This is a genomic window from Colidextribacter sp. OB.20, from assembly GCF_009911595.1.
Taxonomy (GTDB): Bacteria; Bacillota; Clostridia; order Oscillospirales; family Oscillospiraceae; genus Lawsonibacter.
Window position 1 is genome coordinate 1 of record NZ_QWKG01000065.1, and the last position, 25,954, is coordinate 25,954.

Sequence of the window (25,954 nt, forward strand, 5' to 3'; positions counted from 1 at the left end):
GATTCTCGAACTTTTTCGCTTGTTCACAATTTGTTCATGTGGAGCCCTTTTGCACAACTTTAAATTTACCATAAACATGTACGTATGCCTAAGCTCGTGGAAGCAGCAAATGAGGGTATCCTCATGGTAGTGGAAAACAGGACATGATATCATCCCCTGAAGGGCTATAGATACGCCCGCACAGCAAAACGCTGTGCGGGCGTTGTCGTTTCTCGTCAGCTCCGCTTTGGAGCAAAAGCGCCTCTGAAAATAGTTGGGACATAGGAGCATGGCCTGCCCAGCAGCGTTTTTTTCTTTTCTGCCGCTGGGCAGACATTTTCAAATTATTGAACTGCTTGCTTTTTGCGCTGGGTGGAAATCAAAACATAGAGTGCATACCACACAATACAGTGGACAGTCAGAATGCCAACGTCCTTTACCGCTGTTCCCATGTTCCCGGCGGACAGGGCCATAATGCCCTCAAAGGCTGGCTGGGATGGAACGATATTGCAAATGACCGCCAACGACCCGCTCGCCCCAATCAGAGCGCATAAAATGGGTACTGCCAGGAACAGCAGCATGACGATCTTGATATAGACCACGCCGATCATCAGACCCTCGGAGAGCTTACCGATAAACAGGCCAATCAGTGCAGCCACAAAGGATGACAGCACAATCAGCGCCAGCAGCAGCCCGAAATTTTGCCAAGACAATCGGAAACAGATACACGCCGTTACAATAGAGGACAGACTGCCAAAGAGAAAGCCCACTACGACTTTCTGAAAAATGTACTGGCTGGGTGTCATAGGAAGGATTTCGTTGATGAAAGCTACGCCGTCCTCTTTTTCGGAAATGATGTTCATGGCATTGAACGTACAGCCCATAAACATAGCCACGATCAGCACGGCGGGGATGAAAATGTCTTGAAAACTTTCCAGAATGTCAGGGCGTTCCATCGTCAAAACTTTCACCAGCTCCGCTTCTCCCCGCTGTTCATAGAGAGCCGGGAGTGTAGCCGCCGCCCGCTGAAAAATGTCCAGCTCATCCCCGCTGATTGAAGTTTTGATGCTGTCCCCGTTTGCGTTCACGCCAATGACATTGGTAGACGGTTCTTTGATGGCGGCGGTCAGTTCTTCCGGCGTATGGTAGGCCATCACCGGGCCGTACCGCTCCAACCATGTGACTGTCTGCGGGGAGAGGTCGTTTTCCAGTACGCCGAAGTGCAGTTCCCCCAAGGTGGACAGATCAATGGAACCCATAAAATTCAATGCCACAGCCACCAGGATGGGCAGCAGAAACGTCATCAAGCAGAATTTATCCCGCAAAACACTTTTCAGCTGATATTTTAATCCCTTCACGCATCACCCCTCCTTTCCAATCTCCCGGTGAAATGCAAGCCGCACCACCAGGAACAGCAGCATAATCGCACACACGGCACCGATGTAGTAAACAGGCGAAACAGACATTCTGAAATAGGCGTTTTTCAGGCCCATATAGACGTGATAGAACGGATGATAACCAATCCAGTCAAATTTGATTGATGTATTGGCGGATAAAAATACGGGGGTCGCGGCAAAAATGGCAATCACCAGATAGGCCAGCGTAAATTGCCGAAAATCTTTCAGCAGCAGGGCGCAGAGCAGCCCCACCAAGGCCATCATCAGCGACAGGATGGCCGTCTGGAGCAAGACGGCGGGCAGTACCGCCGCTCCGTCCGCAATCCCCATATTCAGCAGGGTAAGCAGTATCGCAAAGGCCAGATCAGAGAGCAGGAACACCGCCAGCTTGGACAGGAGGAACAAGTCTTTCCACACTGGGAGAATGGCGTGGACACGAATGACCCCCATGCCCTTTTCCTTGAACAGTACGGCGGCGATGCCCAAAAACCCCACAGCGGCCAGCTCGAAAAACAGCAGCTCGCAGGTGATCTCTTTTCTCGCTTTTTGTTCCGGCGTATTTCTGCCAAGCACCTCCGGGGCAGGGCTGGCCGAGGGCCGCAGTAAAGACAGGGCATAATCCGCCCGGTGGCGGTCAACGTGTTCCGCTCCTTTATAGAGTACCACTCGTACTTCCCCAGCGCTGGCGTCCAGCCCCACGCCGTTGGCATCGGAGAGCAGGACGGCGTCCATGTCCTCCATGGAGAAAACAGTCTGCACCAGGGGCGATTTTTCCGTCTGTGTCCCGGTGGGGTCGTACAGATACACGTTGTAAGGCGGCATCTGCATGAAGCGGATATAGCCCAGGTTCACATAGGCTGTATAGAGAGCAAGGAACCCTATTGCCATCAAGAAAAATTTCCCCGATACCAGCATCCCGCAATCCTTTTTGAACAGGGAGCAAAATCCTTTTCCCATCAGGACAGCCCCCTCCCCGTGTACTGGATGAACATATCCTCCAAAGTCGGCTCCTGGGAGTGGATGCTGATGATCTCGTCATGTGCAAAGGGGATGCCCTTCTCCAACTCCGGGGCCTCTATGGTTTTCGTTTCCCGCTGTCCCTGATACAGATAGTCGATCACGACCCGGTGGTTGCTGTTTTTCTCTTTTAGACGTTTGGGTGTATCCAGGGCTACCAAATTCCCATTGGAGATAAAGGCCACCCGGTCGCACAGGAGGTCGGCGTCCACCATGTTATGGGTGGTGACAAAAACCGTCGTTCCCTTTTTGCGCTCCTGCTCAATGATCCTTCGGAACAGTACCGCTCCGGAGGGGTCAAGGCCGCTGGTGGGTTCGTCCAGGAACAGCAGCCGGGGATTGCTCACCAGCGCCCGCGCCATGCTCACCCGCTGGCGCATCCCCTTGGAGTAGGAGGACACCGGCTTTTTCAGAAAGTCCGGCTTAAATTCCAGTGCATCCAGCAGTTCCCCCACATCCCGCCGCTGCTCCCTGGGATAGAACGAGGCGAAATAATTCAGGTTGTCCACGGCGCTCAAATTGGCGTACAGATAGGGAAACTCAAATAGGACGCCGATTTTCTGAAAAAATTCCTGGCCGTGGGCGGCGGAAATGTCCTGCCCGAACAGTGAAACCTTACCGCCGTGACCTTTCAAAATCCCGGTCAGAATTTTTTGGGTCGTGGACTTCCCGGAGCCGTTCGGCCCCAGGAAACCAAAAATTTCTCCGTCCTCCACAGTGAAGTTCAGACCATGGAGGGCCTGCTTGTCCTTGCTGTAGGAGAATGTCAGGTTCTTGACCTCGATCATTCGTCGTCACCCCATTTCCCATGCTTATTTCTCTCCTGCTGGCGCTTGCTCCACCATTTCATAAACTTGACCTTGAAGGGGATGGAGATAACCAGCACCGCCACGATCACCAGCCACCAGTACCACGCTAAACCTAAAAACATAAAAAACCCTCCTTATTTGTGATAAGGAGAGTTTAGGGTTGCGGTGTGAAATTGGTGTGATGCCGCTGTGAAATCCGTGTGAAATTATTCTGTGACGGGGATGGAGAAATGGAACCGCACCCCGCCCGTTTGGTTTTCTGCACCATAGGGGTAATTCTGCATGGACAGGATTTGCGCCACAATAGACAGCCCCAGCCCGGAACCGCTGTATTCCGCTCCGCTGTCCCGATAGAATTTAGTCCAGATTTTGGGCAGGTCACTTTCTGGAATGGGTCGGCCCTGATTGAAGATGGAGAAATACAGCGCCCCATCATCCACTGTCAGTTCCAGCCGCAGAACGCCGCCGGGATACACATTTTTCTTAGCGTTGACAATCAGGTTGTCCAAAACCTGCTCCATACGCCGTCGGTCTGTCCGCACGAAACCTTTTTGCTCCGGCAGCTCATATTGCAGTTCAAAGTCGGTGTCCGGGGCGTCGATCAGAAGCCGCCCGGCTACCGTTTCCACCAGCTCTACAAAGTCAAACCGGGAAATGTTCAGGCTTGCAGCCCCGCTTTCCAGCGCCGACAAATCCAGCAGTGTTACGATCAAGTCATTCATACGCTCCACTTCGGAGACAATCACTTGGGCGTATTTTTGCTTCTTGGCCTCGTCCGCTTCGTCCTGCAAGCCCTCGGCGTAGGCCCGGATGATACCCAGCGGGGTTTTCATCTCATGGGATAGGCTGTCCACCAGTTCCTTGCGCTCGACCAGCAAAAGCCGTTCTTTTTCCACGTCCTTTTCAAGCTGCGTGTTTGCATCCTCCAACCGGGCAAGGGACTGTTGCAGATTTTCAGCCATTGTGTTCAGGCTGGCAGACAGTTCTCCAAATTCATCGGTTGAAACGAGATTGCAGGGGGTGGAAAAGTCCAGCCCCGCCATGCGTTTTGCGGAGGCGTTCAGTTTGTCAATCGGTTTCGTGATAAAGCGGCCCATAAAAAGGTCAATCCCGATAATCAGCAGAAAAACAAACCCCAGCCAGATTAGAAAAGAAGTATCTTCGCTGACCGGCAGGCCGGTAGAGAGGACGTAGGAAAAAATCAGCGCAACCCCCGCCAGCTTAGAGAGCATCAAGATCTTTTTCCGAACAGTATGGAGGGAAAACAGCTCTTTCATACCACTACCTCGAATTTATAGCCGGAGCGGATCAGTGTGACGATATGCCGCCCCTCGTCCCCCAGCTTTTGCCGCAGGGTCTTGATGTGGGTGTCCACGGTTCGGTTCGTCCCTTCAAAGTCATAACCCCAAACACGGTTTAGAAGCTGCTCCCGATTGAATATCTGCCCAGGGTTTGCCATCAAAAAGGCGAGCAGTTCATACTCCTTATGGGTCAAGGTGATTTCCTGGCCGTCCAGATAGACCTTATGTGCGTTGGGGTGGAGCATGATTTTCCCGGCGGTGATCGCTCCGACGGAAGCGGGGGAGGAGCGGCGCAGAAGGGCGTTCACCTTTGCCAGCAGCACCTTGGGACTGAATGGCTTTGTCATATAGTCGTCCGCGCCGTAATCATAACCTTTCAGCTTGTCATCCTCCGCGCTTTTGGCGGTAAGCATGATAATGGGCATATCGCTCATTTCCCGCGCCATTTTGCAGACGGAGAAGCCGTCCAGATGGGGCATCATCACATCCAGAATTATCAAGTCCATAGGATGATTTTTTAGCGTGACAAGGGCATCTATACCATCGTCGGTAGTAAAGCAGGTATGTCCACCTTTTCGCATATAGTCTGCGATGATATCCTGCATGGCTTTTTCGTCTTCAACAATCAGAATGCTTGCCATAGTGCCTCCTCATCGACAATTCTTCTGTAATCTTCCCCATTATATTTTGCTTCAGCTGAAAATGCAAGGAAGTAAGACGTCTTTGGCACTGTCATTGCATAAAAAACAACGCCGCGGACATCGAAGCAGATGCCCGCAGCGTTTATTTAAGCTGGGGAAGACACCATAACATTCAGAATACGTTGATCGGTCTCTCTCATTCCCAGTCTGGCCAGTTCTGCCACCACGTCAATGGTACTATCTGCTGTACTCTGGAGAAAACCATCTCCGCCATTAAAGTCCTTCCCGTTTTTGTACATCTCATAGCCTAATATTCCGTTGGCAACAGAATTAGCCACCTTAGCCGCGCAGGACGCCTTTGCTCCATCACAGAACATCCCTGAAAGTATTGCCAGGGCATTGATAACCGTATGACATACTGCCTCCAGATTTCCGCCGTCCAGATAGGCCACACCGCAGCCGGCGCCCACTCCGGCAGTGACTGCGGTGCAGTAGGCGGAGAGACGTCCTATATTTCGCTTGAGATACACAGCCATCAGGTTGGCCAGGACAAGGGCGCGGTACAGATTTTCGCGGCTGCTGTGCAGATGTTCGGCATATTCCAGCACCGGCATGGTTACGGTCAGCCCCTGGTTTCCACTGCCGCCGACAATTACAACAGGCCGGTCACAGCCGTCCATCCTGGCGTCTGAACCCGCCGCCGCCCGCGCCATAGCGCGGAGCTTAACATTATCCCCCGAGCGAAGCAGCAGCCGGCCAATCCCGGCCCCCCAATCGTGTTCAAGCCCCTCCCGGGAAATAGCATCGTTGCAGGTAATCTGCTGTTCCAGCAGGGACTGTACGTCCTCCAGCATAACAGAGCAGGTAAAGTCCCATATTCCCTCCAGCGACATGAGCGCAAAATCAGAATTGGAATCTTCCTCCTGCCCGCTCTCTTTCTCCCAAATAGCAGACCCGTCCCGTTCCACCAGAACAATATTGGTATGAAAATCACGGATTATCACTCTGGAGCTGTGATCCTGGCTGTGCAGAACAACCTCAATGTAGAGAACGCTTCCTCCGTCCCTGTGTTCTATCTGGATCGACTGCCGATTAAGATACCGCTGAATCGCAGAAATCTCTTCCGAAGAAATTCCGGCAATCACATTCATTTTCTCCTCCGCCCGGCCGGCCACTATCCCAGCGGCGGCCGCCGCCCGCAGGCCCTTCAGGCCGCTGGTATTGGGAACCACAACACTTTTCACATTTTTGATGATATTTCCGCTGACATAGAGCTCGCAGCGGTCCGGGATGCTTCCCAGAACAGACCGCGCGCTGGCTGCGGCATAGGCGACTGCAGCCGGCTCTGTACAGCCCATCGCCGGAAGCAGTTCTTCGTACAGAATGGAAACATAGTTTTGATATTCTTTGCTGGCTTGCTCCATGCTGACCTCCTCACTGATATGCTTCGCCCGCCTGCCTGATTGCACGGGTGATGGTTTGATATCCGGTACACCGGCACAAATTGCCGGATATGGCGGAAAGGATCTCCTCCTCGCTGGGATTCGGGTTTCGCATAAGCAGAGCCTTGGCGCTCATCAGCATCCCCGCTGTACAGTAGCCGCACTGAAGGGCGTGGTGCTCCACAAACGACCGCTGAAGGGGGTCCGGCACCCCATCCTGTTCCAGAGATTCCACTGTGTATACAACAGCCCCCTGACACTGGGCCGCTAAAACCAGACAGGAGTTAACCGCGTCCCCATTCAGGATGACAGTACAGGCTCCGCACTCCCCGATGCCGCAGCCTTTCTTTGTCCCGGCCAGCTTCAGCTCCCTGCGCAGAAAATCGACCAATGTGGTATCAGGCGAGATATCCCGCTCCACAGCGGCGCCATTCACAATCATTGCTAGCTTCATTTCGGCCCCTCCATGTTTCGCTGGCACTGCCGGAGCAGCTCCGGAACCAGATCCTCTATCACAGAAAGCTTGTACTGCGCCGAAGCCCGCCCGCCGATGGAGCTGTATACCTCTTGGCGGGCAACCGCTCCCGCCTGTATGAAGGTATCCTCGCAGAGGGGGGCTCCCTTCAGGTACTCTTCGGTATCTGGAAAGCGCCCTGTGACTTTGGAAACTGCCCCCAGGCTCAGACGTGCATCCATAATCACCCCGCCCTGCCCGGACAGGGATGCACACGCGTTAATCCGGGCAATAGCCAGACTGGTCCTCCGGCCAATTTTTATAAAAGCGGCCCCGGCCCCCTCGGGCAAGGACTCATAGCGCAGGGCGGTGAGCAGAGTGGAGGTATCCCCCTGCCCCCTAAAGCGGAGAAATTTCTCCAGCGGCATGGTTTTCACTCCCTCTGGCGTCATTACAACCGCTGAGGCGTTCAGCACAGACAGCACTGGCAGCGAGTCCGCGGCAGGGTTGGCGTTGGCAATGTTTCCACCGATGGTTCCACGGTTCCGGACCTGCGCAGCCGCCACATTTCGGGCCATCTCCCTTAGAAGCAGCAGCTCCGGGTCTATGCCATCGAACTGTAGCAGCTGGGAGAACGTGGTAAGTGCACCGATCATATGCCCTTTGGCATCAATGCCGCGCAGCTCAGCGATTTGGCTCAGGTCGATCAGCCCATCGGCCTGTAGGGTCTCACGGTAAAGCTCCACCGCGATATCTGTGGACCCGGCAGCATAGACCGCTCCAGGGTGCTCCCGCTTGAGCCTTACCGCCTCCTCCGCAGTCCGGGGACTGGCAAAAAACTCGATCATCCTGCCGCCCCCTTTCGTCTGTCAATGGCGGAGCGCACCTGCTCCAGGGTCATGGGAAGCTGTGTCATCCGGACGCCTAATGCGTTGGACACGGCATTGGCCAGTGCGGGAGCCGCGATGCTGGCAGAGAGCTCGCCTACGCCGTGGACCCCCATGGGATTTGCCGCAGGAACCAATTCCACAGCGGCGGGCCTGATATGGGTCAGATCATTTGCCATCTGCATGATATATTTGTCCAGGTTTTGGCTCCGGATGACGCCCCGGTCCATGGTGATCTCTTCGGTCAGCGCAAAACCGGCGGACATCATAATCCCCCCGGCAATCTGGGCCTCCGCCTCCTGGCGGTTCATAATACGGCCCAGATCGTTAATTACCAGCAGGTCCAGGATGCTTACCCTGCCGCTGATAAGGTCCACCTCCACCTGGGCGGCGGCTGTGCCATAGCTGTAGGAGTAATAGGGAACTCCGGCGTGCCTGTCCCAGTCCCAGCTGGTCTTGGGGGCGACCCAGCGCCCCTCAAAGTGCAGGGGGACGCCCTCTGCCGCGCAGAACTCCGCGGCCTCCCAGAAGCCCAGGGATTCCTGGCCGCCGTCCCAGTAAAACCGGTCGCTGTCGTATTTTACTGCGGCGGAAGCTACGCTCCAGCTTTTAGCCACAGCGTTTTTCAGCCCGTCGATCATAGCCAGATAAGCCAGCCGCACGGCGTTTACACCGGATATTGTGCCTCTGGAGCCGCTGGTAGTGGTGCATCTGGGGGTGAAGCTCGTATCTGCGCCCCGTACTACAATGCAGTCCTGCGGCAGCTGCAGCAGCTCGGCCAGCGCCATAACCTCCGCGGTATAAGCCCCCTGCCCCACCTCGCTGACAGAGGAGGACAGCTGAATCTTCCGCCCCTCCAGAATGTCAAGATCGATTCCGCACAGGTCGTTTCCTTTCGAGAGGGCTCCATGGCTCTCTCCCCGCATCAGGAAGGCAAGACCCCAGCCAAAAGCTTTGGTTCCCTCCGTCCGGCTCACCGGCCTGGACAAATCAAACCGCTTTTCCAGTTCGTTGGCGCAGGCCCCGATCCCTACCTGCTCCGCCATCTGACCAGAGGCCATGGCATCCCCGTCCTGCAGGATATTTTTTATCCGGAGCTGATAAGGGGAAAGGCCGGCTTTCTTTGCCAGCATATCCATAGCGCATTCCATGGCAAAGCCCACCTGCGGCGTGCCGAAGCCCCGCACTGCGTCACTCTGCACGCAGTGGGTGTATACGCCCTGGATGTTCACATAGCAGTTTTCAATGTGATAGGGCCCCAGCCCTTCGGCCATCGCCCGGAACACAACTCCCCTTGTATGGGAGAGGTAGGCCCCCGCGTCGGCATAGCCGGTCAGGCTGGCCGCAGTAATCCTCCCGGAGGCGTCAGCCCCCAGCTTCACCTTCATCCGGAAGGGATGGCGCTTGCTCCCTTCGGTCAGCGTCTCCTCCCGGGTCCACAGCAGCTTGCAGGGGCAGCCGGTTTTCATTGTAACTGCCCCAGCTCTGGCAGCGATGGAAACTGTGTCCACCATCCGGCCGCCAAAACCGCCCCCAATCGTCATGTGCCGGACCCGGATATGCTCCTCCGGCATACCCAGGAGGGCCGCCACCTCTTTCTGAACATTGAACGGTCCCTTGCTGCCTGCCAAGACGGCGAATCCGTCCCCCTCCGGAACGGTCACCACACAGTCCGGCTCCACAGCGCCGTGATGCATCCGCTGAGTGGCGAACTCCTGCTCCGCAATATAGGTGCATTCCGTGAAGGCGTCCATATTCCCCTTCTCCAGAATGCAGGTACAGGCGATGTTGCCCCCGGGATGGACCTGGACCGCCCCAGGCGCCAGCGCCTCCTCAATGCTGCACACGCTGTCCAGCTGCGTATATGTCACCCGGACCGCTTTGGCCGCCTCTGCCGCATGGCGCTCGGTGTCCGCCGCCACCAGGGCCACGGCCTCCTGCGCGCAAAGCACCTCCGGCCCGGCCAGCACGGGCTTTTCCAAAGGGGCCGGGGATTCCGGCAGGTCCGCCGCAGTCAGGATCAGCCGGACGCCCGGCATCCGGGACGCCGCCGAGGCGTCGATCTCCTCAATTCTGGCGTGAGGATAGGGGCAGTGGACCTCTTTGACATAGAGCATGCCGGGAAACTCCAGATCATCGGTGTACATCGCCCGTCCGCTTACTTTTTCCCACGCGTCAATTCTAATCTCGTCGTTTTTCATGCTACCTCTCCACTGTTAGGCCGGGCTGTGCCCTCCACCGGAAAAATACCGGCCAATGATCTCCATAATCTCCGCAAGATCGTGCATCACCCGGTTCATGCCCCGCTGCAGGCTCAGCTGCAGCATGTAATAGTCGTCTGAATCCGCCTCGGCCTGAGCAAGCTGATAGCCGTCGGCCAGGGCTGGAATATGTTTCATAGGGGTTCCCAGGTCATAGGAATAGACGTTCCCGCCGGTGAACTGAGCCCGTACAAAGCACTGGGCAATACGCTGGATGCTCTCATTTGCCCTGACCGCTTCCGGCTGCTCAGGGGTATGGAGGTTGGCCAGGCTGCTCTCAAATCGGGCGGCCGCCGCTCTCACCTGACAGATTCGTTCTGCCAGCGGACCGAGGTCAAAGCGATTTCCCAGCAAATCCTGCAAATGCTTTGTCTCTGAGGCCATGTCCTCTGCCGCGTCCTGGAAGTCAAAGGGAAGGACGGGCCGGGTCATGAGGCGCCAGAGGACCGAAAGATAGATTTTGGTGTCCCGTTGGAGAAATTCAGGGTCAATTTTATCAATGGTGTCATACTCGGTATGCCACCACCAGCCCAAGCCGCTGGCCCGCACGGTGGTTCCGTGCTGGAAGGACAGGCTGTCTCCCGCTGTCTCCCTGCTCTGCTCAGAAAATGTCCCAAACAGGGAAGACAGGCCTACGCCAAAGAAGGACTGATCCGCAAAGTGGCCGATCCGCTTGCCGATAAAGTCCACTCCGGTCTGCTCCTTGATTACCTCAGCCGCCAGCTGCCTGGTGTGGGGCATAACGGGCGCTTCCTCCACCACCACAGCCCCCTTGCCGCCGGTGGAGTCGATATTCACATGGGACACGCAGCGCCTCTCCAGCTCCTCATAGTGGTGGTCTGCGTACCAGGAGGAGCCACAGAATTTTCCCTGGGAGTGGCCGGACCAGAAGCACACCCGAAGGCCGCGGTACAGCTCCTCCCGCTTCATGGCCAGCAGCCTTGCGCACTCAATGGCCGTGGCGTTTGCGGTGCCGTTGTCCATCGCGCCGTAATCCCAGGAGTCGATGTGGCAGGAGAGCAGAACAAATTTGTCGCTTTTCTCAGAGGGCAGGTCGGCCACCAGGATTGGCAGACCCTTTTTCCAGCCCATCTCCACCTGGGACCGGAGGTTAATTACCACCTGCTCCCGCTCCCATCGCTCCCGCAGCCTCCTGCCGTCCGGCCGGGTAATGGAGGCGACGGGGATGCGGGGAAGAAAATGCTCCGTTTCCCGGGTTGGGCTACCCCAAATCGGATTGACCGGCATATTGTGCAGATAATCGTCCTGGACAAAAAGGACCGCCTTCGCGCCTTTTGATTTCGCGTCCATCACCTTGTTATAGTTGGGCAGGCCATCCAGAAGAAGGATCTTGCCGCAACACTCCGCCAGGTCAAAGCTGACCGGGGCGGTGATTCCCTCCTCCGGTGTCGAGTCAGAAAAGCAGTGCCCCAGGGAGCGCAGCGTCTCAGGGCTTTCACCCAGCACCTGTACCTCGGCCTTTACTGGGTAACTGATAAACCCATCATAGCTCAGCAGCTTTACCTCGTAGCCGAACCCCTTCAGCGTATCGCTCACATAGGAAAGGCTCTCCAGCTCCGCCGGAAGGCTGCTGATCCGGACCCATTGGGATATATTTTTTGTATAGTCCATAAGCCGTTCTGTGTCAACCTGATCCAGAAGCGCTTGCTCTGTCTCTTTCATATAGGTATCCCGATCCATATTGGATCCCCCTTTTCACTTCATGATTGTTTCTGCCACGCAGGCAAGCACCTCGGCAGCCACAGGCAGGACGCTGCGGTCAAAGGACATCTTTGGCTGGTGCAGGCCCTCCTTCATATGGGCCCCAAACCCCAGAACACTGGCTCGCAGTCCGGGGATATGCCTGGTATAGAAGTGGAAATCCTCTCCGCCGGCGGTGATTACAGGCTCGTGGCACTGGCCGCCGCATACTCTGCGTATTGCCTTTTCCGCATAGGCGATTGCCTCCTGAGAGGCTTCGGCGGCAGGGACCCCGCCTGTATAGCACAGCTCGCAGCCCGCTCCAGTCTCTTTTGCGATGCGTTCCGTGATCCGGAGGAGCTGTTCTTTCAGCCAGTCCATGCAGGCGTTGGTCTGCGCCCTTATATCAAAAAATAGGGTAGCCTCGGCTGGAATGATATTGACCGAGCCCTCCGCGGTCTCAAATCTTGTCGCCTTAATTGAGCAGGGTGTCTCGTCTTTGGGGGACAGTTTTGTCACAGCATCCACGATCCTTGCGCCCGCAGTCACTGCATTGATGCCCTCATAGGGGCGGGCGCCGTGGGCGCTCCGGCCATGGACCGCTATCCGCGCCACCGCCATGGCCCCATGCAGTACAGCGGGACAGGCCCCGGATTCCAGCTCCCTGGCAGGCCGCAGATGGGTGCCGAACATATAGTCCACATCATTTAAAACTCCGCTCTCCAAAACAGACAGGGCCCCCTGCATCGTCTCCTCACAGGGCTGGAACAGGACCTTCAGCGTCCCGTGCTTCAGAAAACCTGTTTCAGCCGCCGCGGCCGCAGCCGCCAGGACCTCGGTGCAGTTAGCATCGTGCCCGCAGGCATGGATATGCTTTGTTTCTCCGTCGACGGTAAAGGTAAGCGCGTCCATGTCCGCCCGCAGGCAGACCACTGGCCCGCTCTGTCCCGTCTCCAGCGTTCCCAGCACCGCCGTGCGGGCGAAGCTGTCCTGCACAGCATAGCCCAGCCGGCGAAGCTCCCCCGCCAGAAAAGCGGAGGTTTTAACCTCCTGAAAACCGGGCTCCGGAATGGCGTGCAGCGTATCAAAATAGCGATAGATACGCGCCTCATTTTCCCGGAACCATTCAAGTCTGTCTGTCATAACACTCCTCCGGCACAATCATGGATATCCCCGGCTGGGATATCCATGATTGCTGTATGTTGGGATATAGCCGAATCCTTAAAGCTTAGGCAGGATAAACTGATCCACATGCTCTTTTGGCGGGGCCTTTGTAAAGCAGCTGACCACAGGGGCCACAATCAGAGCCACAATGCTGCCCAGCGCGCCCTCGTGGAACCCCCACAGGCTCAGCGGGCTGGTCATGTACGCGGCCTTGGCCGCATCGCCCAGATAGCCGTTGCGGAAAATAAACGCCGCAATCACCACAATAAAGCCCACGATCTGCGCACACAGGATGCCCTTGTCAGAGGCCTTTTTGGAGAACAGGCCATAGACGATACCGGGCAGGTACAGGGTGGTCAGGCCGCCAGTGCCGAGGTTGACGATATAATAGATAATAGGCACCTTGAAGCCGGTTACCTTTTCCATAATGGCCAAAAATGCCATGAATACAACGGTGAACACCATGGCCCAGCGGGTGACGGAGATCAGCTTCCGCTCATTGGCGTTTTTGTTGATATACTTATGGTATATCTCGTTGGAAAACAGTGTGCCTACGTTCATCAGCAGCGAGTCGCCGGTGGACATAATGGCCGCCAGGGCGGTGACCAGAATCAGGGCGGCCACGCCGCCGGGTAGAATCGCAGTGGCAAGGGCGGGGAACATATAGTCCTTGTTCTCGGGGATAGCGAACAGGCCGCTGGCCTCCAGCGCGATGGAGGCGATGCCGGTGACCTTCATCATGTTGACGATAAAGTAGGCGACCACGGCAAAGGCCAGTACAGTTTTGAACGTGTGGGCGCTCTTTGCCATAAATCCGCGCTGCACGGTGTAAGGGGTAGCATTGTAGTTAAAGCACATCAGGAACACCCAGCTCAGACCAAAGCCGGCTGAGTAAGAGCCGCACCAGCGCATGGTTTTGGGAGAGAGCTCTGCCGCAACGGTGTTCATCTCCACCAGGCCGCCGGCTTTGCTGATCGAAACAAAGATCAGAACCAGCGCGCCGACCACCATCAGGATGCCCTGAATCACATCGGTCCAAACGACGCCCTTCATGCCGCCGCCCACCGTGTAGGCGGTCATGATGACCAGCGCGATGACCAGGCAGGGGATGTAGTCCAGTCCGGTGATGGCCTCCATCATAATAGCGGTGAATTTAAACTGGCCGTACATTACAAAGGCTACAAAAATCGCGGTGCCAAAGGCCAGCATGGCGCCGATTACGCCGCTGTTAAAACGCTTGGTAATAAATTCGGAAACGGTGTAAATACCGTGCTTCTTTCCCACATACCACAGCCTGGGGCCAATGAGCATGTTGAACACCACCAGACCAATGGTTGCGCCCAAGCTCAGCCACACCAGGGAAAGGCCCTGACTGTAGCCCGCGCTGGTGCTGCCGACATAGCCGGAGGCGCTCAGCATAGTAGAAAACATAGACATACTGACCGCAAGCGCGCCCATTTTACGTCCGCCAATAAAGAAATCGTCTGCACCGTCGGTATCCCGGTTGGCCCGCCAACCCAGATAGAACATCAGACAGACATAAAGTATTGCTACGACCCAAAAAATCGGTTGGCCAAAACCCATTTTTCTCCCTCCTGTGTTCTCTTTCAGTCTTTGGTTTCGTCGTCTTTGAATTGATCCTCAAGGCGCTGGTAGAAGTTAAACGGAGGCTTCTTGATCAGCTTGTCATAATTGATGGCATATAGGATTGCCAGTATTATAATGACGGGCTGAACAGCTAAAGCGATAAATGTGATGATAGGCATACCAAGGATCATAAAAACCGTCTTCCTTTCCTCGCCGCTTTGCGGCATTTTATTTCACCGGAGTTCCATTTGATATTCTGATTATTTTATCCTTTTGTTTTTGGACGAATAGTATAAAATAAGAGGTTGACTTCGGGAACTTCAGGTGATATTTTTAATATAACCTGCTTTTTCTGTTTTGTAAAATTGAAATACTCGATAGAATAAATCAGAAAAAATGATGATGGAGGGGACAATGGATTTTAAGCAGCTGACAACCTTCAAAAGAGTTGTTGAGACCGGGAATATCACCCTTGCCGCAAATGAGCTGAGCTATGCCCAGCCAACCGTTACTCTGCATATCCAGACCCTTGAACATGACTTAGGCGTATCCCTCTTTGAGCGGATCGGGAAGAGGCTGGTGCTTACCGATGCGGGGCGGGAGCTGTATCAATACACCCAGTCAATCACGCAGATTATGGACCGGATCAAAATAATTGGCAGCAGCGCTGGCAGTACACGGTCAATGATACGTCTTGCCGTTCCTCCTGCCATAGTCAAGTATTTGATGTGCGATATCCTGGATGACTTTATCCGAAATACCCCTCAGACGGACTTCCAGATCATGAACGATCACAATCCCCAGAAGATATATAAGTATTTGCTGGATGGCACAGTAGATTTTGCAATCCTGCCCGGACGCTGGTACAGCAATGAGGATGTGAGGGTGGAGTCTCTGGGAGAATGCCGCCAGCTTCTAATCGCCGACCGTTCCCTGGATTTCAGCAGGCTGAACCTGACAGTCTCCGGCCTCGGGATGGGGGCCAGAATGATCTACAATCATTATTTATCCTCCTCCCGGCAGGATTTTGAGAATTATCTCAATATGATGGATATTCAGCCGGACGCCTTTCTGGAGGTATGGAGCATCGAGGTTATCAAATACTGTGTCGCGCAGGGGGTTGGCCTGACCTTTGTGCCGGAGTTCGTGGTCAGCGAGGAGATTCACTCCGGCCAATTTATTGAGGTGCCGGTCAACACACAGTTTGAGAGCTACCGCATCAATCTGGTATACCGAAAAAGCCAGTGGGAGACCCCTATATTCAAGTCTTTTCGGGAAAATATTCTCTCCAAGTTCAACAGCTGCATTCCCCTGAGCGCAAAAACCGATCTGTAACCAGACGTACGCTTTCAGCTGAGGGAGCTTCCGGCGGCGGTCTTTTGGGACCGCCCGGCCCAGACAGCTGCCCCTCTAACGAGTATTGGGAGGTATCCTGGATGGAAAGACCAGTCGAGGCAGCTTCTGATGAGGACAAAAAAAGACGCGCCGGCCCTCTCGGAGGTCGCTTTGCGCCCAAAAGAGACATTCACGCCGTGAGGTTCCCTGCGGTATGCTTGATGATTTTGCTGGCGCTTGCGGGCTGCGGAGCCGGCGGGAGCAGTATCTGCGGCGAGGACCTCCAGGAGCGGGAGGAGTTCGCGGACTTTATCAGCCGGGCGGAGGCCCAATTTGTCATCCCCGGCCTGGATGAGGGGCTGACGCCTCAGGGCATCGGCCGCAGCAAGGAGACCGGCCTGATTTATATCTCCGCCTATGCCGGGGATAACGCCCCCTCTGTGATCAGCGCGGTCTCCCCCGAGACGGGAGAGCGCGCGGCGGAGTACCGTCTCTTCAACGGTGACGGCACGCCCTTTACCGGCCATGTGGGGGGCGTCGCGGTGACAGAAGATCAGCTCTATCTCTCCGCTGAGATGGATTCCAGCATCAGGAACAGCGTGGCGGTTCTGCCGCTGGCGGAGCTGCCAGTCTCCGGCAGTCATGACGTGGTGGTGGACAAAACGATTCCCGTGCCGGTCTCCCCCTCCTTTCTGAGCTGCTCGCAGGGGTTTCTTTGGGTAGGAAATTTCTACCATCCAGCTGCAGGCTATGGCCTCCCGGCCGAGATTCCGTATACCACAGCCAGCGCTGACGGCGAGTATGGCGGCTATATCCTGGGCTACCGCCTGGACAGCGGCGGGCTGACAGTCCCGGAGGGGGCGGCCTGTCCAGTGCCGGACGTGGCGCTGGCGGCGCCGGGCCGGCTCCAGGGCATGGTCTGCCTGCCGGACGGCGTCATGCTGAGCCAGTCCTACGGGCGCAGGAACAACTCGGCGCTGCTGGTGTACGACCTGGCTTTGGACGAGCCTCCGGACATCAGCCTGGATATCGGTGGCCATATGATCTCCGCTTACGTGCTGGACAGTCTGCGGCTCCGGGAGAGCCTGACCGCTATGCCCATGACAGAGGGGCTCTGCCTCAGCCCAGAGGGGGTGCTGGTTCTGTTCGAGTCCGGCTCCAGCCGCTACAGCGGCGGCAGCTACCGGACGGACCGCGTGTGGGCGGTTCAGGTGGAATGAATGTGTCAGCTGTATAGGACAAGCGAAATGAAGGAAAGGATAATCCGTTTTTGAAATTTCGGAGGGGTTTTTAAGGCTTTTTTGCTCGTTTTTGTTCCTTCCAGCCATTGTCGTTAGATTTCACTCTGTTGAGGAGTACTCAAAGCTGGCATTGGGAGCCGTATACTGAAACAGAAGGTCGTCCCCGTGCCAGAAGCGATAGCATACCTCTGCGCAGAGGCTCTCGTGTATGGTGCGCTCCATGCGGCCCTCCACCGGAGCCCGGAGGGGCTGACGCCGTTCGCTCCGCAGCTCCGCCTCCAGGCGGTACTTCCCCTGACGGATTACCGCGCCGGAAGAAGACCATGCCTCGATTTTGGCGCCCCGGTAGGTTGCCAGGCGGTATTCCTCGCCGTTGTAAAAGATGGAGCAGATACAGCCGGTGAAGCCGCCCACAGGCAGAGGAATTGTCGCAATGGCAAGCATCAGGCTGCTCCGCTCCGGCCCATCCAAAAGGCACTGGGTCCAGAGGTACCTGCCGGGAAACGAGCGGCCCCGGTCCGTCTCGATATACCCGGTTCCGCCGGAGAAATCCAGGCCCTCGCCGTTCAGCTCCAGCACTCCCTCCAGGGGGTGTCCCATGCTGATGATACCGTGGGCACACTGCATCCCCGCGAAAAGCCGGAATGGCCCCATGATGTCGGACCGTAAGGCGGTAAAGGGTCCATAGCGCAGAGAACCACAGAGGGAAAGGCCGTCCTGCCGGATCTGGAGCTCGATCCCCTGCCCGCCAAAGCCGGATTGTCCGATCTGGACCTGAAAGGGCTGTTGGGAGACCTGAAGCTGTGCCTCCGGGTACTCCAGCCACCACACCTGATCCTCTGAAATGATCTGGAGAGAAGCGGTGCGGCGCCCCTCTCTGTCCATATGGAATGCGGGGATCAGCGCCAGGGTCTGGCCCCGCGTGTTCTGGTGCTTGAAATACCAGCCCTCAAAATAGGGGCCTGTCCCTTTTGTGCCGAGGAAAAATCCCATAATCATCATCACCTCGAGTTCAGTTTTCCCTGAATCTGGGGTTTGATTAAGAATTTGCGGAAGAATATATTTTTAGATGCAGTGAGAGTATCGTGAAACTCATTTGTCATGGCGGCGCTGATTCGCCAGTCGGACCAGGTAACGCTTCAACATCTCCATATTGATAAGAGCGCCCGGTTTGTGCCAGGCGCTCTCGTCGAATTATTTTTTACGATAGGGGGTGCCCTCCAGAGGCAGGGACTGGCGGAATTTGCCGTCCAGGCGGTAGTAGGCGTGGGCGCAGGCGGGGGCGGTGGGGATCATGCACAGCTCGCCGCAGCCCTTGGCCCCCAGGGAGTAGGGTAGCTCGTCTCCCTTCTCCGGCCGGCACAGGATGACCTCCAGCTCGGGGGCGTCGGGGGCCCGCATAAAGCCGATGGTGCCGAACCTGCTCCTGGGCTGGCCGTCCACGCACTCGAACTTCTCGGTGACGCCATAGCCGATGCCCATGACCATGCCGCCCTCGATCTGTCCCTCCACCGACTGGATATTCACCGGCGTGCCCACGTCGAAGGCGGAGATGGCCTTGGTGATTTTTCCCGCCTCGTTGAGGATGATAACCTGCGCGCCGTAGGAGTAGGAGACGTGGCTGATGGGGTTCTCCTTGATGGCCCCCAGGGGGTCGGTCTGGACGGAGTACTCCCCGAAGAACTCCTGGCCCTCCAAGTCGGCCACGGTCTTGCCCCCCTCCAGAGCCCGGGCCAGCTTCTCCCCCGCCCGGCGGGCGGCCTCGCCGGTGACCACCGTCTGCCGGGAGGCGGTGGAGGTGCCGGAATCGGGGGTGCGGACGGTGTCCGCGTTCTCAAAGACGAACAGGGCGGGGTCCAGGCCGGTGACGTGGCAGATCTCGGTCAAAACCATCTGTCCAATGCCCTGGCCCATGCAGGAGGCGGAGGTGCGGATGTGGACCTTGCCCCGCTCCACGGAGAGGAGGACCCGGCCAACATCCTTCTTGCCCATGCCGGTGCCCGAGTTCTTAAAGCCGCAGGCGATACCGGCGTAAGGATTGGCGTAATAGACCTCCTTCACTGCGTCCAGACAGGCGGCCATGTTGGTGTTGGGGTCGGCGGTCTGGCCGTTGGGCAGCACGTCCCCCGGCTTGATGGCGTTGCGGCGGCGGAACTCCCAGGGGTCGATGCCCACCATCTCGGCCAGCAGGTTGATGTTCATCTCGGTGGCGAAACAGCTCTGGGTGACGCCGAAGCCCCGGAAGGCCCCGGAGACCACATTGTTGGTGTAGACCGACATGCCGAATATGTCGATATTCTGGTAGTTATAGGGCCCGGCGGCGTGGGTGCAGGCCCGGTGGAGCACCGGCCCGCCCAGAGAGGCGTAGGCCCCGGTATCGGCGATGATGATGCCCTTCATGCCGGTGAGGATGCCGTTCTCGTCGCAGGCGGTGGTGAACTCCATCTCCATAGGATGGCGCTTCACGTGGTAGTTCAGAGACTCCTGCCGGGTGTACTTCACCTTGACGGGCCGCTTGGTGGCCCAGGCCATGAGGGCGGCGTAGGGCTGGACGGTCATGTCCTCCTTGCCGCCGAAGCCGCCTCCCACCAGAGGGGCCCGGCAGTGGACCTTCTCCGGGGGCAGGCCCAAATCCTGGGCGCACTCCCGCTGGACGTCGTAGATGGACTGGCTGGTGGTGTACAGCAGCAGGCCGTCCTCCCCCTCGGGCACAGCCACACAGCACTCGGGCTCCATGAAGCCGTGCTCCTGCCAGGAGGTCTTATACTTCCGGGTGACCACATACTTGGAATTTTTAATGGCCTCGTCCGCGTTGCCCCGGACCAGGTTGGCCCGGCTCATAACGTTGCCGTCCTCATGGATCAGGGGGGCATCCCCCTTCAAAGCGTCGAAGGGGGTGGTCACCGGCGTCAGCTCGGTGTAGTCCACCTCCACCAGGGCGGCGATCTCCTCCAGCTTCTCCTTCCTGTCGGTGGCCACCACCGCCAGCACGTTGCCCACATACCGGGTGATGTCCCCCTCGCCCATCATCACATCCCAGTCCTGCTTGATGTGGCCGATCTTGTTGCAGGGCATGTCCGCCTTGGTGAGGACCTTGACGCAGTCGGGGTGGGCCTGGGCCTTGCTCACGTCAATCCGGTCAATCCGGGCCCGGGGGTACTTGGAAAAGACCGCCTTGGCGTACAGCATCCCGTCAAAGCGGAGGTCGTCGGCAAAGAGGCCGGTGCCGTTGACCTTCTCCCTGGCGTCGATGCGCTGGGCGTGCTGGTCCATTTTCAGGGAGGTGGGAGGAGCGGGGATGGCCTTCTTCTCCCGGAAAAACTCCGCCGCCATAAGGATGGCGTCCTCAATCTTCTTATAGCCGGTGCAGCGGCACAGGTTGCCCTTGATGGCCTGCTTTACGTCGGCCCGGGTGGGGTTCAGGTTCACATCCAGGAGGCTCTTGGCGGAAATAATCATACCGGGGATACAGAAGCCGCACTGCACCGCCCCCGCCTCGGCGAAGCAGTGCTCATAGACGACCATTTCATCCGGGGCGATGCCCTCCACCGTCAGCACCTTTTTCCCCTCCAGCTTGCTGAGGGAGACCACACAGGCCCTGGTCATTACCCCGTCCACCAGCACGGTGCAGGTGCCGCAGGCCCCCTCGCTGCACCCGTCCTTGGCGGCGGTGAGCCCCAGGTCGTCCCGCAGGAAGGGGAGCAGCTTTTTGTCCTGGGCGGCCTCGTAATCTCTTCCGTTGACATTTACTGTAAACATGGTCAAGCTCCTTTCAGATTGTGGAAAATTTCAGTAATTTAAGGCATTTCGGAACACATACCGGCCCATTCCCGTCCGGACGGGTTCTCCGTCCTGAGCGGCCGGCACGCCGTTGATAAAGACGGCTTTGGCTTTGCCCGTGACAGTCATCCCCTCGTAGGGGGTGTAATCCACATTGTGGTGTTGGCTGGCCGCCGAGATGGTCCAGACGGCCTTGGGGTCCCAGACGGTCACATCGGCGTCGGAGCCCACAGCCAACACTCCCTTCCGGGGGTACATGCCGTACTGCCGGGCAGGATTTTCGGACAGCAGGGCGCACATCCGCTCGGTTGACAGCAGCCCGGAGGCTGCAAATTGGTGGAAAAACAGGGCGGGCCGGTGCTCCAGCCCGGGGGCGCCGTTGGGGATTTTGGTAAAGTCCTCCCGGCCCAGCTCCTTCTGTCCGGCGAAGCTATAGGAGCAGTGGTCGGTGGCGATGGTATCCACCTCACCGTTTCGGACGGCCTGACACAGGGCCTCCCGGTCGGCTGAACTGCGCAGAGGCGGGCTCATCACGTATTTGGCCCCCTCAAAGCCGGGAAGTTGGTAGCGGCTGTCGTCCAGGAGCAGGTACTGGGGGCAGGTCTCCACCCAGACGGTCTGGCCCCTGGCCCGGGCCCGCCGCACCTCCTCCAGTCCCGCCGCGCTGGACAGATGGACTACCGTCACCGGGCAATTAGCCAAGGAGGCCTCGGCCTCCACCTCCGGGGGACGGGAAATCGGGTGGGCTGCCGGGCCCCGTTTTCCCCGGGCCAGCTCCCGCTTCTGTAAGAGGCTGACCACATTCCCGTTTTCGCAGTGACAGCCGATCTGCAGGCCCAGGGACCGGCACTCCCCCAGAATGTCCAGCAGCTGGCCGTCGTCAATGCGCAGGGCGTCGTAGGCCAGGTAGACCTTCAGGGAGGTGACCCCGGCGGCAGCCATGTCCCCCAGCTCCCGGCGGGTGTTCTCGTTCCAGTCGGTAATCGCCATGTGGAAGGCGTAGTTACAGCTGGAGCGTCCCTCCGCCTTTTTGTGCCAGAGCGTCAGCGCTTGAGCCAGGCTGCTCCCCCGGTCCTGGGTGGCGAAGTCGATCACCGTGGTGGTCCCCCCGCAGACGGCGGCCAGGGTACCGGAGGAAAAATCGTCTGCGGTGACGGTGACGCCGTTGTCCATATCCAGGTGGGTGTGGGGGTCGATGAAGCCAGGGAACACCAGACAGTCCGAGGCATCCATCACCTGGTCCTCGGGAGAGATGGGAATTTTGGGAGCAATCGCGGTGATTTTGCCCCCCTCCATAGCCAGGTCCGCCCGCCAGGTCCTTTCGGCTGAAACCAGCGTGCCGTTTTGAATGACGTACATGGGTGCGCCTCCTTTGACATAAAAAAACAGCGGCTGTAACGTGCTCCCCCAAAGAGGTTGGCCCGTGCGCGAGGCACTCCGTTACAGCCGCTGTTTTTTATTGATATCAGTATAGCACAGAAGCCGTCCTGTTTACAGAAAAATTTTTAGTTTGTCTAAAAAATCGTATGAATACACAGTGGAAGGATTTTGAAAAAATGATATTCTTAAGAAAAATCCGTCCTTTCTCTAATTTTCATCCGCTTCATTAAAATATTTTGCAGAAAAAACAAATGAATTTTGACCAAAATTTTTACAGTCTTAAAGATTTTCAGTCTGAACGGCAAATCATACCCCTTGCTTTTTCCTCAAAAGGCCGCTATGCTCTTAAATAAGAAAAATTTTTATTCCTAAAAATTTATCAGAATAATTACAAGGGAGAGGTATTTATGCAGGCTCCAGCGAAAGGAAATGTCTTTGCCTATGAGGGCATCCCCCCAACAGGTCAGTTGATTCCCCTGGGATTACAGCACGTGGTGGCCGCCGTTGTGGGCGTCATCACCCCGGCGCTCATCATTTCGGGCAGTGAGGTATGTAACCTGAACGCCGCGGAAAAAACAATTCTTATTCAGGCGTCTCTCATCATCACCGCCCTGGCTACTCTGCTCCAGCTGTTTCCCATCTTCCACCGGACCGGCTCCCGCCTTCCGGTAATCATGGGGATCAGCTTTGCCTATGTCCCCACCCTCACCGCCATCGGCGGGCAGTTTGGCCTGCCCACCATTCTGGGGGCGGAGCTGGTGGGCGGCATGGTGGCTATTCTGTTCGGCATTTTCGTTAAGCCCATCCGCAAGCTCTTCCCTCCGCTTGTGACGGGAACCGTCATTTTCACCATCGGCCTGTCCCTCTACCCCACGGCGGTGCGGTACATGGCCGGAGGCAACGCCTCCAGCGAGTGGTTCGGCGGGGTGCGCAGCTGGGGGGTGGCCCTGTTCACCTTCGCCATTGTGGTTTTTCTGAACAACTTCACCACAGGCATCTGGAAGCTGGGCTCCCTGCTGTTCGGGATGATCGCCGGATACATTGCCGCTTTCTTCGTGGGTATTGTGGACCTGTCCGGCGTATCCGGGGCCGCCTGGGTGTCCCTGCCCAAGTTCATGCCCTTCGAGATCGAATTTGTCCCCTCTGCCATTGTCTCCCTGGCGATTGTCTATGTGGTCAACTCGGTGCAGACTATCGGCGACCTGACCTCCACTACCATGGGCGGCATGAACCGGGTGCCCACCGACAAGGAGCTGTCCGGCGGCATCATCGGTCAGGGAATCATGAGCATCCTCGGCGTCTTTTTCGGAGGACTGCCCGTGGCCTCCTTCAGCCAGAACGTGGGCATCGTCACAGTGAACAAGGTAATCAACCGGGCGGTTTTCTCCTTCGCCGCCGGGGTGTTGCTGGTGGCGGGCTTTATGCCCAAGCTCGCCTCGGTGCTTACCACCATTCCCCAGTGCGTCATTGGCGGGGCCACCCTGTCTGTCTTCGCCACCATCACCATGACGGGCATCCGGATGATTATCTCGGAGGGAGAGTTCACCATGCGCAAGAGTACCGTGGTGGGCCTGTCCGTCGCCCTGGGGGTGGGCATCACCCAGGTGCCCGGCTGTCTGTCCGGCAACGGCTTCCCTGGCTGGGTAGCCACCGTGTTCGGTTCCACCGCCGTGGTGGTGGCGGCCATTATGGCGATCATTCTCAACCTCATTCTGCCCAAGGACCGCCCCGCAGAAGGCTGATTCCACGGCAAAGCCCCCAAACAGCGCCGCTGTTTGGGGGCTTTCAGAGGAGAGCAGTCAGTCCGGAGTGCTTTGGGCCTTGGCCTCGTCAATATAGCTGTAGAGGGTGTACTTGGACATCCCGAAAAATTTGCAGACCTTGTCTCCCGATTTGGTAATCAGAAAGGCGCCGGAGTCGTTGAGGAACTGGATGGCCCGGATCTTCTCCTCCTTGCTCATCAGGGCGGGGGGCTTGCCCACCACCTCCACGCTCTGGGTGATGAGCTCATCCAGCAGATCGCTTACGCTGCGGGAGATGGGGGCGGCCTCCGGCTCGTCGGTGGCGGTAAAGGACCGCAGGGCATTTTCCATAGACAGCATCAGGGTAATGTCGTAGTTGATGGAGAAGATGCCCCGGGCCACGCCGAAATCGTCCCGGATATAGATGGTGCTGGACTTGAGAATTTTTCCGTCTCTGGTCTTAGTCAGGTAGGCCAGGCGGTCCTGAAGGTCAGACCGATCTCCGTTCAGCGCGTCCAGCACCACATGGGAGGGGCCGTCCCCCACCTGACGGCCGGACACGTGCCCGTTTTCAATGGCTACAATAGAGCTCTCCGGATCATTGCTCTCCAGATCGTGGACCACTACCTCACAGTTGGAGCCAAACTGCTGGGCAATGGCCTTAGCCAGACGGAAATAAAACGCGAAATCAGACGCGGGCATAGGCCGTTTCACCTCTTTGTTTCATTTGGTTTACCTTATTCTAGCACAGATTCAAACGGGGTGCAAGAAAAAATATTAGGAAGTAAAAAAATTTTTTATTTTTCCTATTGCAATCCGGAAAACAATGTGTTAATATGGAGCCATTAAAAACGTTCCCCGGACAACTGAAAGGCTGAAAAGGAGTGCTTCGCGCACGGGCTGGTGTTCATCTTTTAGATGAGCGCCATTTTTATTTATCAAAAAGGAGGTTTTCAAATGCTGCTCATTGGAAACGGGCGGGTCTGTACCCGGGACGAGGCTGCTGGCTGGCTGGAGGACGGCGGAGTCCTGATCGACGGTGAAGTCATCCAGGAGGTGGGGCCACTGGCGGACCTGCGGAGCCGTTACCCCCAGGCCCGGTTCATCGACGCCAAGGGCGGGATCATCATGCCCGGCCTCATCAACGCCCACACACACATCTATTCCGGGCTGGCCCGGGGTCTGGCAATCCGGGACAACAACCCCACCAGATTCCTGGAGGTGCTGGAGGGGACCTGGTGGAACATCGACCGCCATCTGACTCTGGACGGCACCCGGGCCTGCGCCTGGGCCACCTATCTGGACTGCATCCGCAATGGCGTGACCACCATCTTCGACCACCATGCCAGCTTCTGCGAGATTCCCGGCTCCCTCTTCGCCATCGAGGAGGTGGCAAAGCAGGCTGGGGTGCGCTCCTGCCTGTGCTACGAAGTTTCGGAGCGGGACGGCGAAGAGAAATGCGCTCAGGCCGTCCGGGAGAACGCCGACTTCGCCCGCCACTGCAAGGAGGAAAACTCCGACATGATGAGGGCCATGTTCGGCGGCCACGCCCTGTTTACCATCTCCGACAAGACCTTCGAGGCTATGGTCAAGGCCAACGATGGGCTCACCGGCTACCACATCCACGTGGCGGAGGGAATGAACGACGTCTACGACTCCCTGCGCAATTACGGCTGCCGCCCGGTGAACCGGCTGCTCTACAACGGTATTCTGGGGGAGAAAACCATTTTGGGTCACTGCATTCACCTCTCCCCCGCCGAGATGTCAACGCCGATATGAAATTGTAAGAAAACGCCGAAGAAATTTTGTAGTTTTTCGGCGGGGATGGGTAACAAA

The 25,954-nt window shown here is 57.1% G+C and carries 22 protein-coding genes; 4 read left to right on the top strand and 18 right to left on the bottom strand.

Annotated elements, in window-relative coordinates; genetic code table 11:
- Nucleotides 1-323 precede the first annotated feature (323 nt).
- From D1641_RS14785 to D1641_RS14845, 14 genes are all read right to left on the bottom strand, one after another.
- Nucleotides 324-1,337, bottom strand: coding sequence for an ABC transporter permease (locus D1641_RS14785; protein WP_160667026.1), 1,014 nt, complete (start codon nucleotides 1,335-1,337; stop codon nucleotides 324-326).
- 3 nt (nucleotides 1,338-1,340) lie between these two features.
- Nucleotides 1,341-2,333, bottom strand: a complete 993-nt coding sequence (locus tag D1641_RS14790) for an ABC transporter permease (protein WP_160667028.1) — start codon at nucleotides 2,331-2,333, stop codon at nucleotides 1,341-1,343.
- Nucleotides 2,333-3,181 (bottom strand): ABC transporter ATP-binding protein, encoded by an 849-nt coding sequence (locus D1641_RS14795; RefSeq protein ID WP_160667030.1) that lies wholly within the window; start codon nucleotides 3,179-3,181, stop codon nucleotides 2,333-2,335. Before D1641_RS14795 ends, D1641_RS14790 begins: the two co-directional genes overlap by 1 nt.
- Entirely contained in the window at nucleotides 3,178-3,324 is a 147-nt protein-coding gene (locus D1641_RS19210; protein WP_201757386.1) for a hypothetical protein, read from the bottom strand. Before D1641_RS19210 ends, D1641_RS14795 begins: the two co-directional genes overlap by 4 nt.
- An 84-nt stretch (nucleotides 3,325-3,408) precedes the next feature.
- A complete protein-coding gene (locus tag D1641_RS14800; protein ID WP_160667032.1) occupies nucleotides 3,409-4,479 on the bottom strand; it encodes a HAMP domain-containing sensor histidine kinase in 1,071 nt (356 codons plus the stop codon).
- Nucleotides 4,476-5,144: a response regulator transcription factor gene (locus tag D1641_RS14805; RefSeq protein WP_160667034.1), complete on the bottom strand. Its 669-nt coding sequence runs from the start codon at nucleotides 5,142-5,144 to the stop codon at nucleotides 4,476-4,478. Before D1641_RS14805 ends, D1641_RS14800 begins: the two co-directional genes overlap by 4 nt.
- Nucleotides 5,145-5,290: 146 nt before the next feature.
- Complete coding sequence (locus D1641_RS14810) at nucleotides 5,291-6,568, bottom strand: L-serine ammonia-lyase, iron-sulfur-dependent, subunit alpha (RefSeq protein ID WP_160667036.1); 1,278 nt, start codon at nucleotides 6,566-6,568, stop codon at nucleotides 5,291-5,293.
- 10 nt (nucleotides 6,569-6,578) lie between these two features.
- A complete protein-coding gene (locus D1641_RS14815) occupies nucleotides 6,579-7,040 on the bottom strand; it encodes a (2Fe-2S)-binding protein (RefSeq protein WP_160667038.1) in 462 nt (153 codons plus the stop codon).
- Nucleotides 7,037-7,888, bottom strand: a complete 852-nt coding sequence (locus D1641_RS14820; protein ID WP_160667040.1) for an FAD binding domain-containing protein — start codon at nucleotides 7,886-7,888, stop codon at nucleotides 7,037-7,039. Before D1641_RS14820 ends, D1641_RS14815 begins: the two co-directional genes overlap by 4 nt.
- On the bottom strand, nucleotides 7,885-10,128 hold the full coding sequence (locus D1641_RS14825) for a xanthine dehydrogenase family protein molybdopterin-binding subunit (RefSeq protein ID WP_160667042.1): 2,244 nt from the start codon (nucleotides 10,126-10,128) through the stop codon (nucleotides 7,885-7,887). Before D1641_RS14825 ends, D1641_RS14820 begins: the two co-directional genes overlap by 4 nt.
- A gap of 15 nt (nucleotides 10,129-10,143) precedes the next feature.
- Nucleotides 10,144-11,889, bottom strand: coding sequence for a M28 family peptidase (locus tag D1641_RS14830; protein ID WP_160667044.1), 1,746 nt, complete (start codon nucleotides 11,887-11,889; stop codon nucleotides 10,144-10,146).
- A 15-nt stretch (nucleotides 11,890-11,904) separates the two neighbouring features.
- Nucleotides 11,905-13,032, bottom strand: a complete 1,128-nt coding sequence (locus D1641_RS14835) for an amidohydrolase (protein ID WP_160667046.1) — start codon at nucleotides 13,030-13,032, stop codon at nucleotides 11,905-11,907.
- 78 nt (nucleotides 13,033-13,110) lie between these two features.
- Nucleotides 13,111-14,637 carry a sodium:solute symporter family protein gene (locus D1641_RS14840; protein ID WP_160667049.1) on the bottom strand — a complete coding sequence of 509 codons (1,527 nt, stop codon included), beginning with the start codon at nucleotides 14,635-14,637 and terminating at the stop codon, nucleotides 13,111-13,113.
- Nucleotides 14,638-14,660: 23 nt separating this feature from the next.
- Nucleotides 14,661-14,831 carry a hypothetical protein gene (locus D1641_RS14845; protein ID WP_160667051.1) on the bottom strand — a complete coding sequence of 57 codons (171 nt, stop codon included), beginning with the start codon at nucleotides 14,829-14,831 and terminating at the stop codon, nucleotides 14,661-14,663.
- A 223-nt stretch (nucleotides 14,832-15,054) separates the two neighbouring features.
- On the opposite strand from D1641_RS14845, the gene D1641_RS14850 reads away from it, so the two are divergent.
- Together D1641_RS14850 and D1641_RS14855 are read left to right on the top strand one after the other, a co-directional pair.
- Nucleotides 15,055-15,975: a LysR family transcriptional regulator gene (locus D1641_RS14850; protein ID WP_160667053.1), complete on the top strand. Its 921-nt coding sequence runs from the start codon at nucleotides 15,055-15,057 to the stop codon at nucleotides 15,973-15,975.
- A 221-nt stretch (nucleotides 15,976-16,196) separates the two neighbouring features.
- Complete coding sequence (locus D1641_RS14855; protein ID WP_160667055.1) at nucleotides 16,197-17,195, top strand: hypothetical protein; 999 nt, start codon at nucleotides 16,197-16,199, stop codon at nucleotides 17,193-17,195.
- Between the two features lie 120 nt (nucleotides 17,196-17,315).
- Here the strand turns inward: D1641_RS14855 and D1641_RS14860 are convergent, their stop codons facing one another.
- The 3 genes from D1641_RS14860 to hydA all read right to left on the bottom strand — a co-directional run bounded on the left by D1641_RS14860 (nucleotide 17,316) and on the right by hydA (nucleotide 22,355).
- The gene (locus D1641_RS14860; RefSeq protein WP_160667057.1) at nucleotides 17,316-18,209 is read right to left on the bottom strand and encodes a hypothetical protein; all 894 of its coding nucleotides are present in this window, start codon (nucleotides 18,207-18,209) and stop codon (nucleotides 17,316-17,318) included.
- Between the two features lie 201 nt (nucleotides 18,210-18,410).
- Complete coding sequence (xdh, locus tag D1641_RS14865) at nucleotides 18,411-20,975, bottom strand: selenium-dependent xanthine dehydrogenase (RefSeq protein WP_160667059.1); 2,565 nt, start codon at nucleotides 20,973-20,975, stop codon at nucleotides 18,411-18,413.
- A 30-nt stretch (nucleotides 20,976-21,005) separates the two neighbouring features.
- Nucleotides 21,006-22,355 carry a dihydropyrimidinase gene (hydA, locus tag D1641_RS14870; protein WP_160667061.1) on the bottom strand — a complete coding sequence of 450 codons (1,350 nt, stop codon included), beginning with the start codon at nucleotides 22,353-22,355 and terminating at the stop codon, nucleotides 21,006-21,008.
- Between the two features lie 428 nt (nucleotides 22,356-22,783).
- On the opposite strand from hydA, the gene D1641_RS14875 reads away from it, so the two are divergent.
- Complete coding sequence (locus tag D1641_RS14875) at nucleotides 22,784-24,118, top strand: solute carrier family 23 protein (RefSeq protein ID WP_160667063.1); 1,335 nt, start codon at nucleotides 22,784-22,786, stop codon at nucleotides 24,116-24,118.
- Nucleotides 24,119-24,175: 57 nt separating this feature from the next.
- On the opposite strand, the gene D1641_RS14880 is transcribed toward D1641_RS14875, so the two are convergent.
- Nucleotides 24,176-24,820 carry a helix-turn-helix transcriptional regulator gene (locus D1641_RS14880; RefSeq protein ID WP_160667065.1) on the bottom strand — a complete coding sequence of 215 codons (645 nt, stop codon included), beginning with the start codon at nucleotides 24,818-24,820 and terminating at the stop codon, nucleotides 24,176-24,178.
- A 255-nt stretch (nucleotides 24,821-25,075) separates the two neighbouring features.
- Here D1641_RS14880 and D1641_RS14885 point away from each other — a divergent pair, with 255 nt between their 5' ends.
- On the top strand, nucleotides 25,076-25,897 hold the full coding sequence (locus D1641_RS14885) for an amidohydrolase family protein (RefSeq protein ID WP_160667067.1): 822 nt from the start codon (nucleotides 25,076-25,078) through the stop codon (nucleotides 25,895-25,897).
- Nucleotides 25,898-25,954 lie beyond the last annotated feature (57 nt).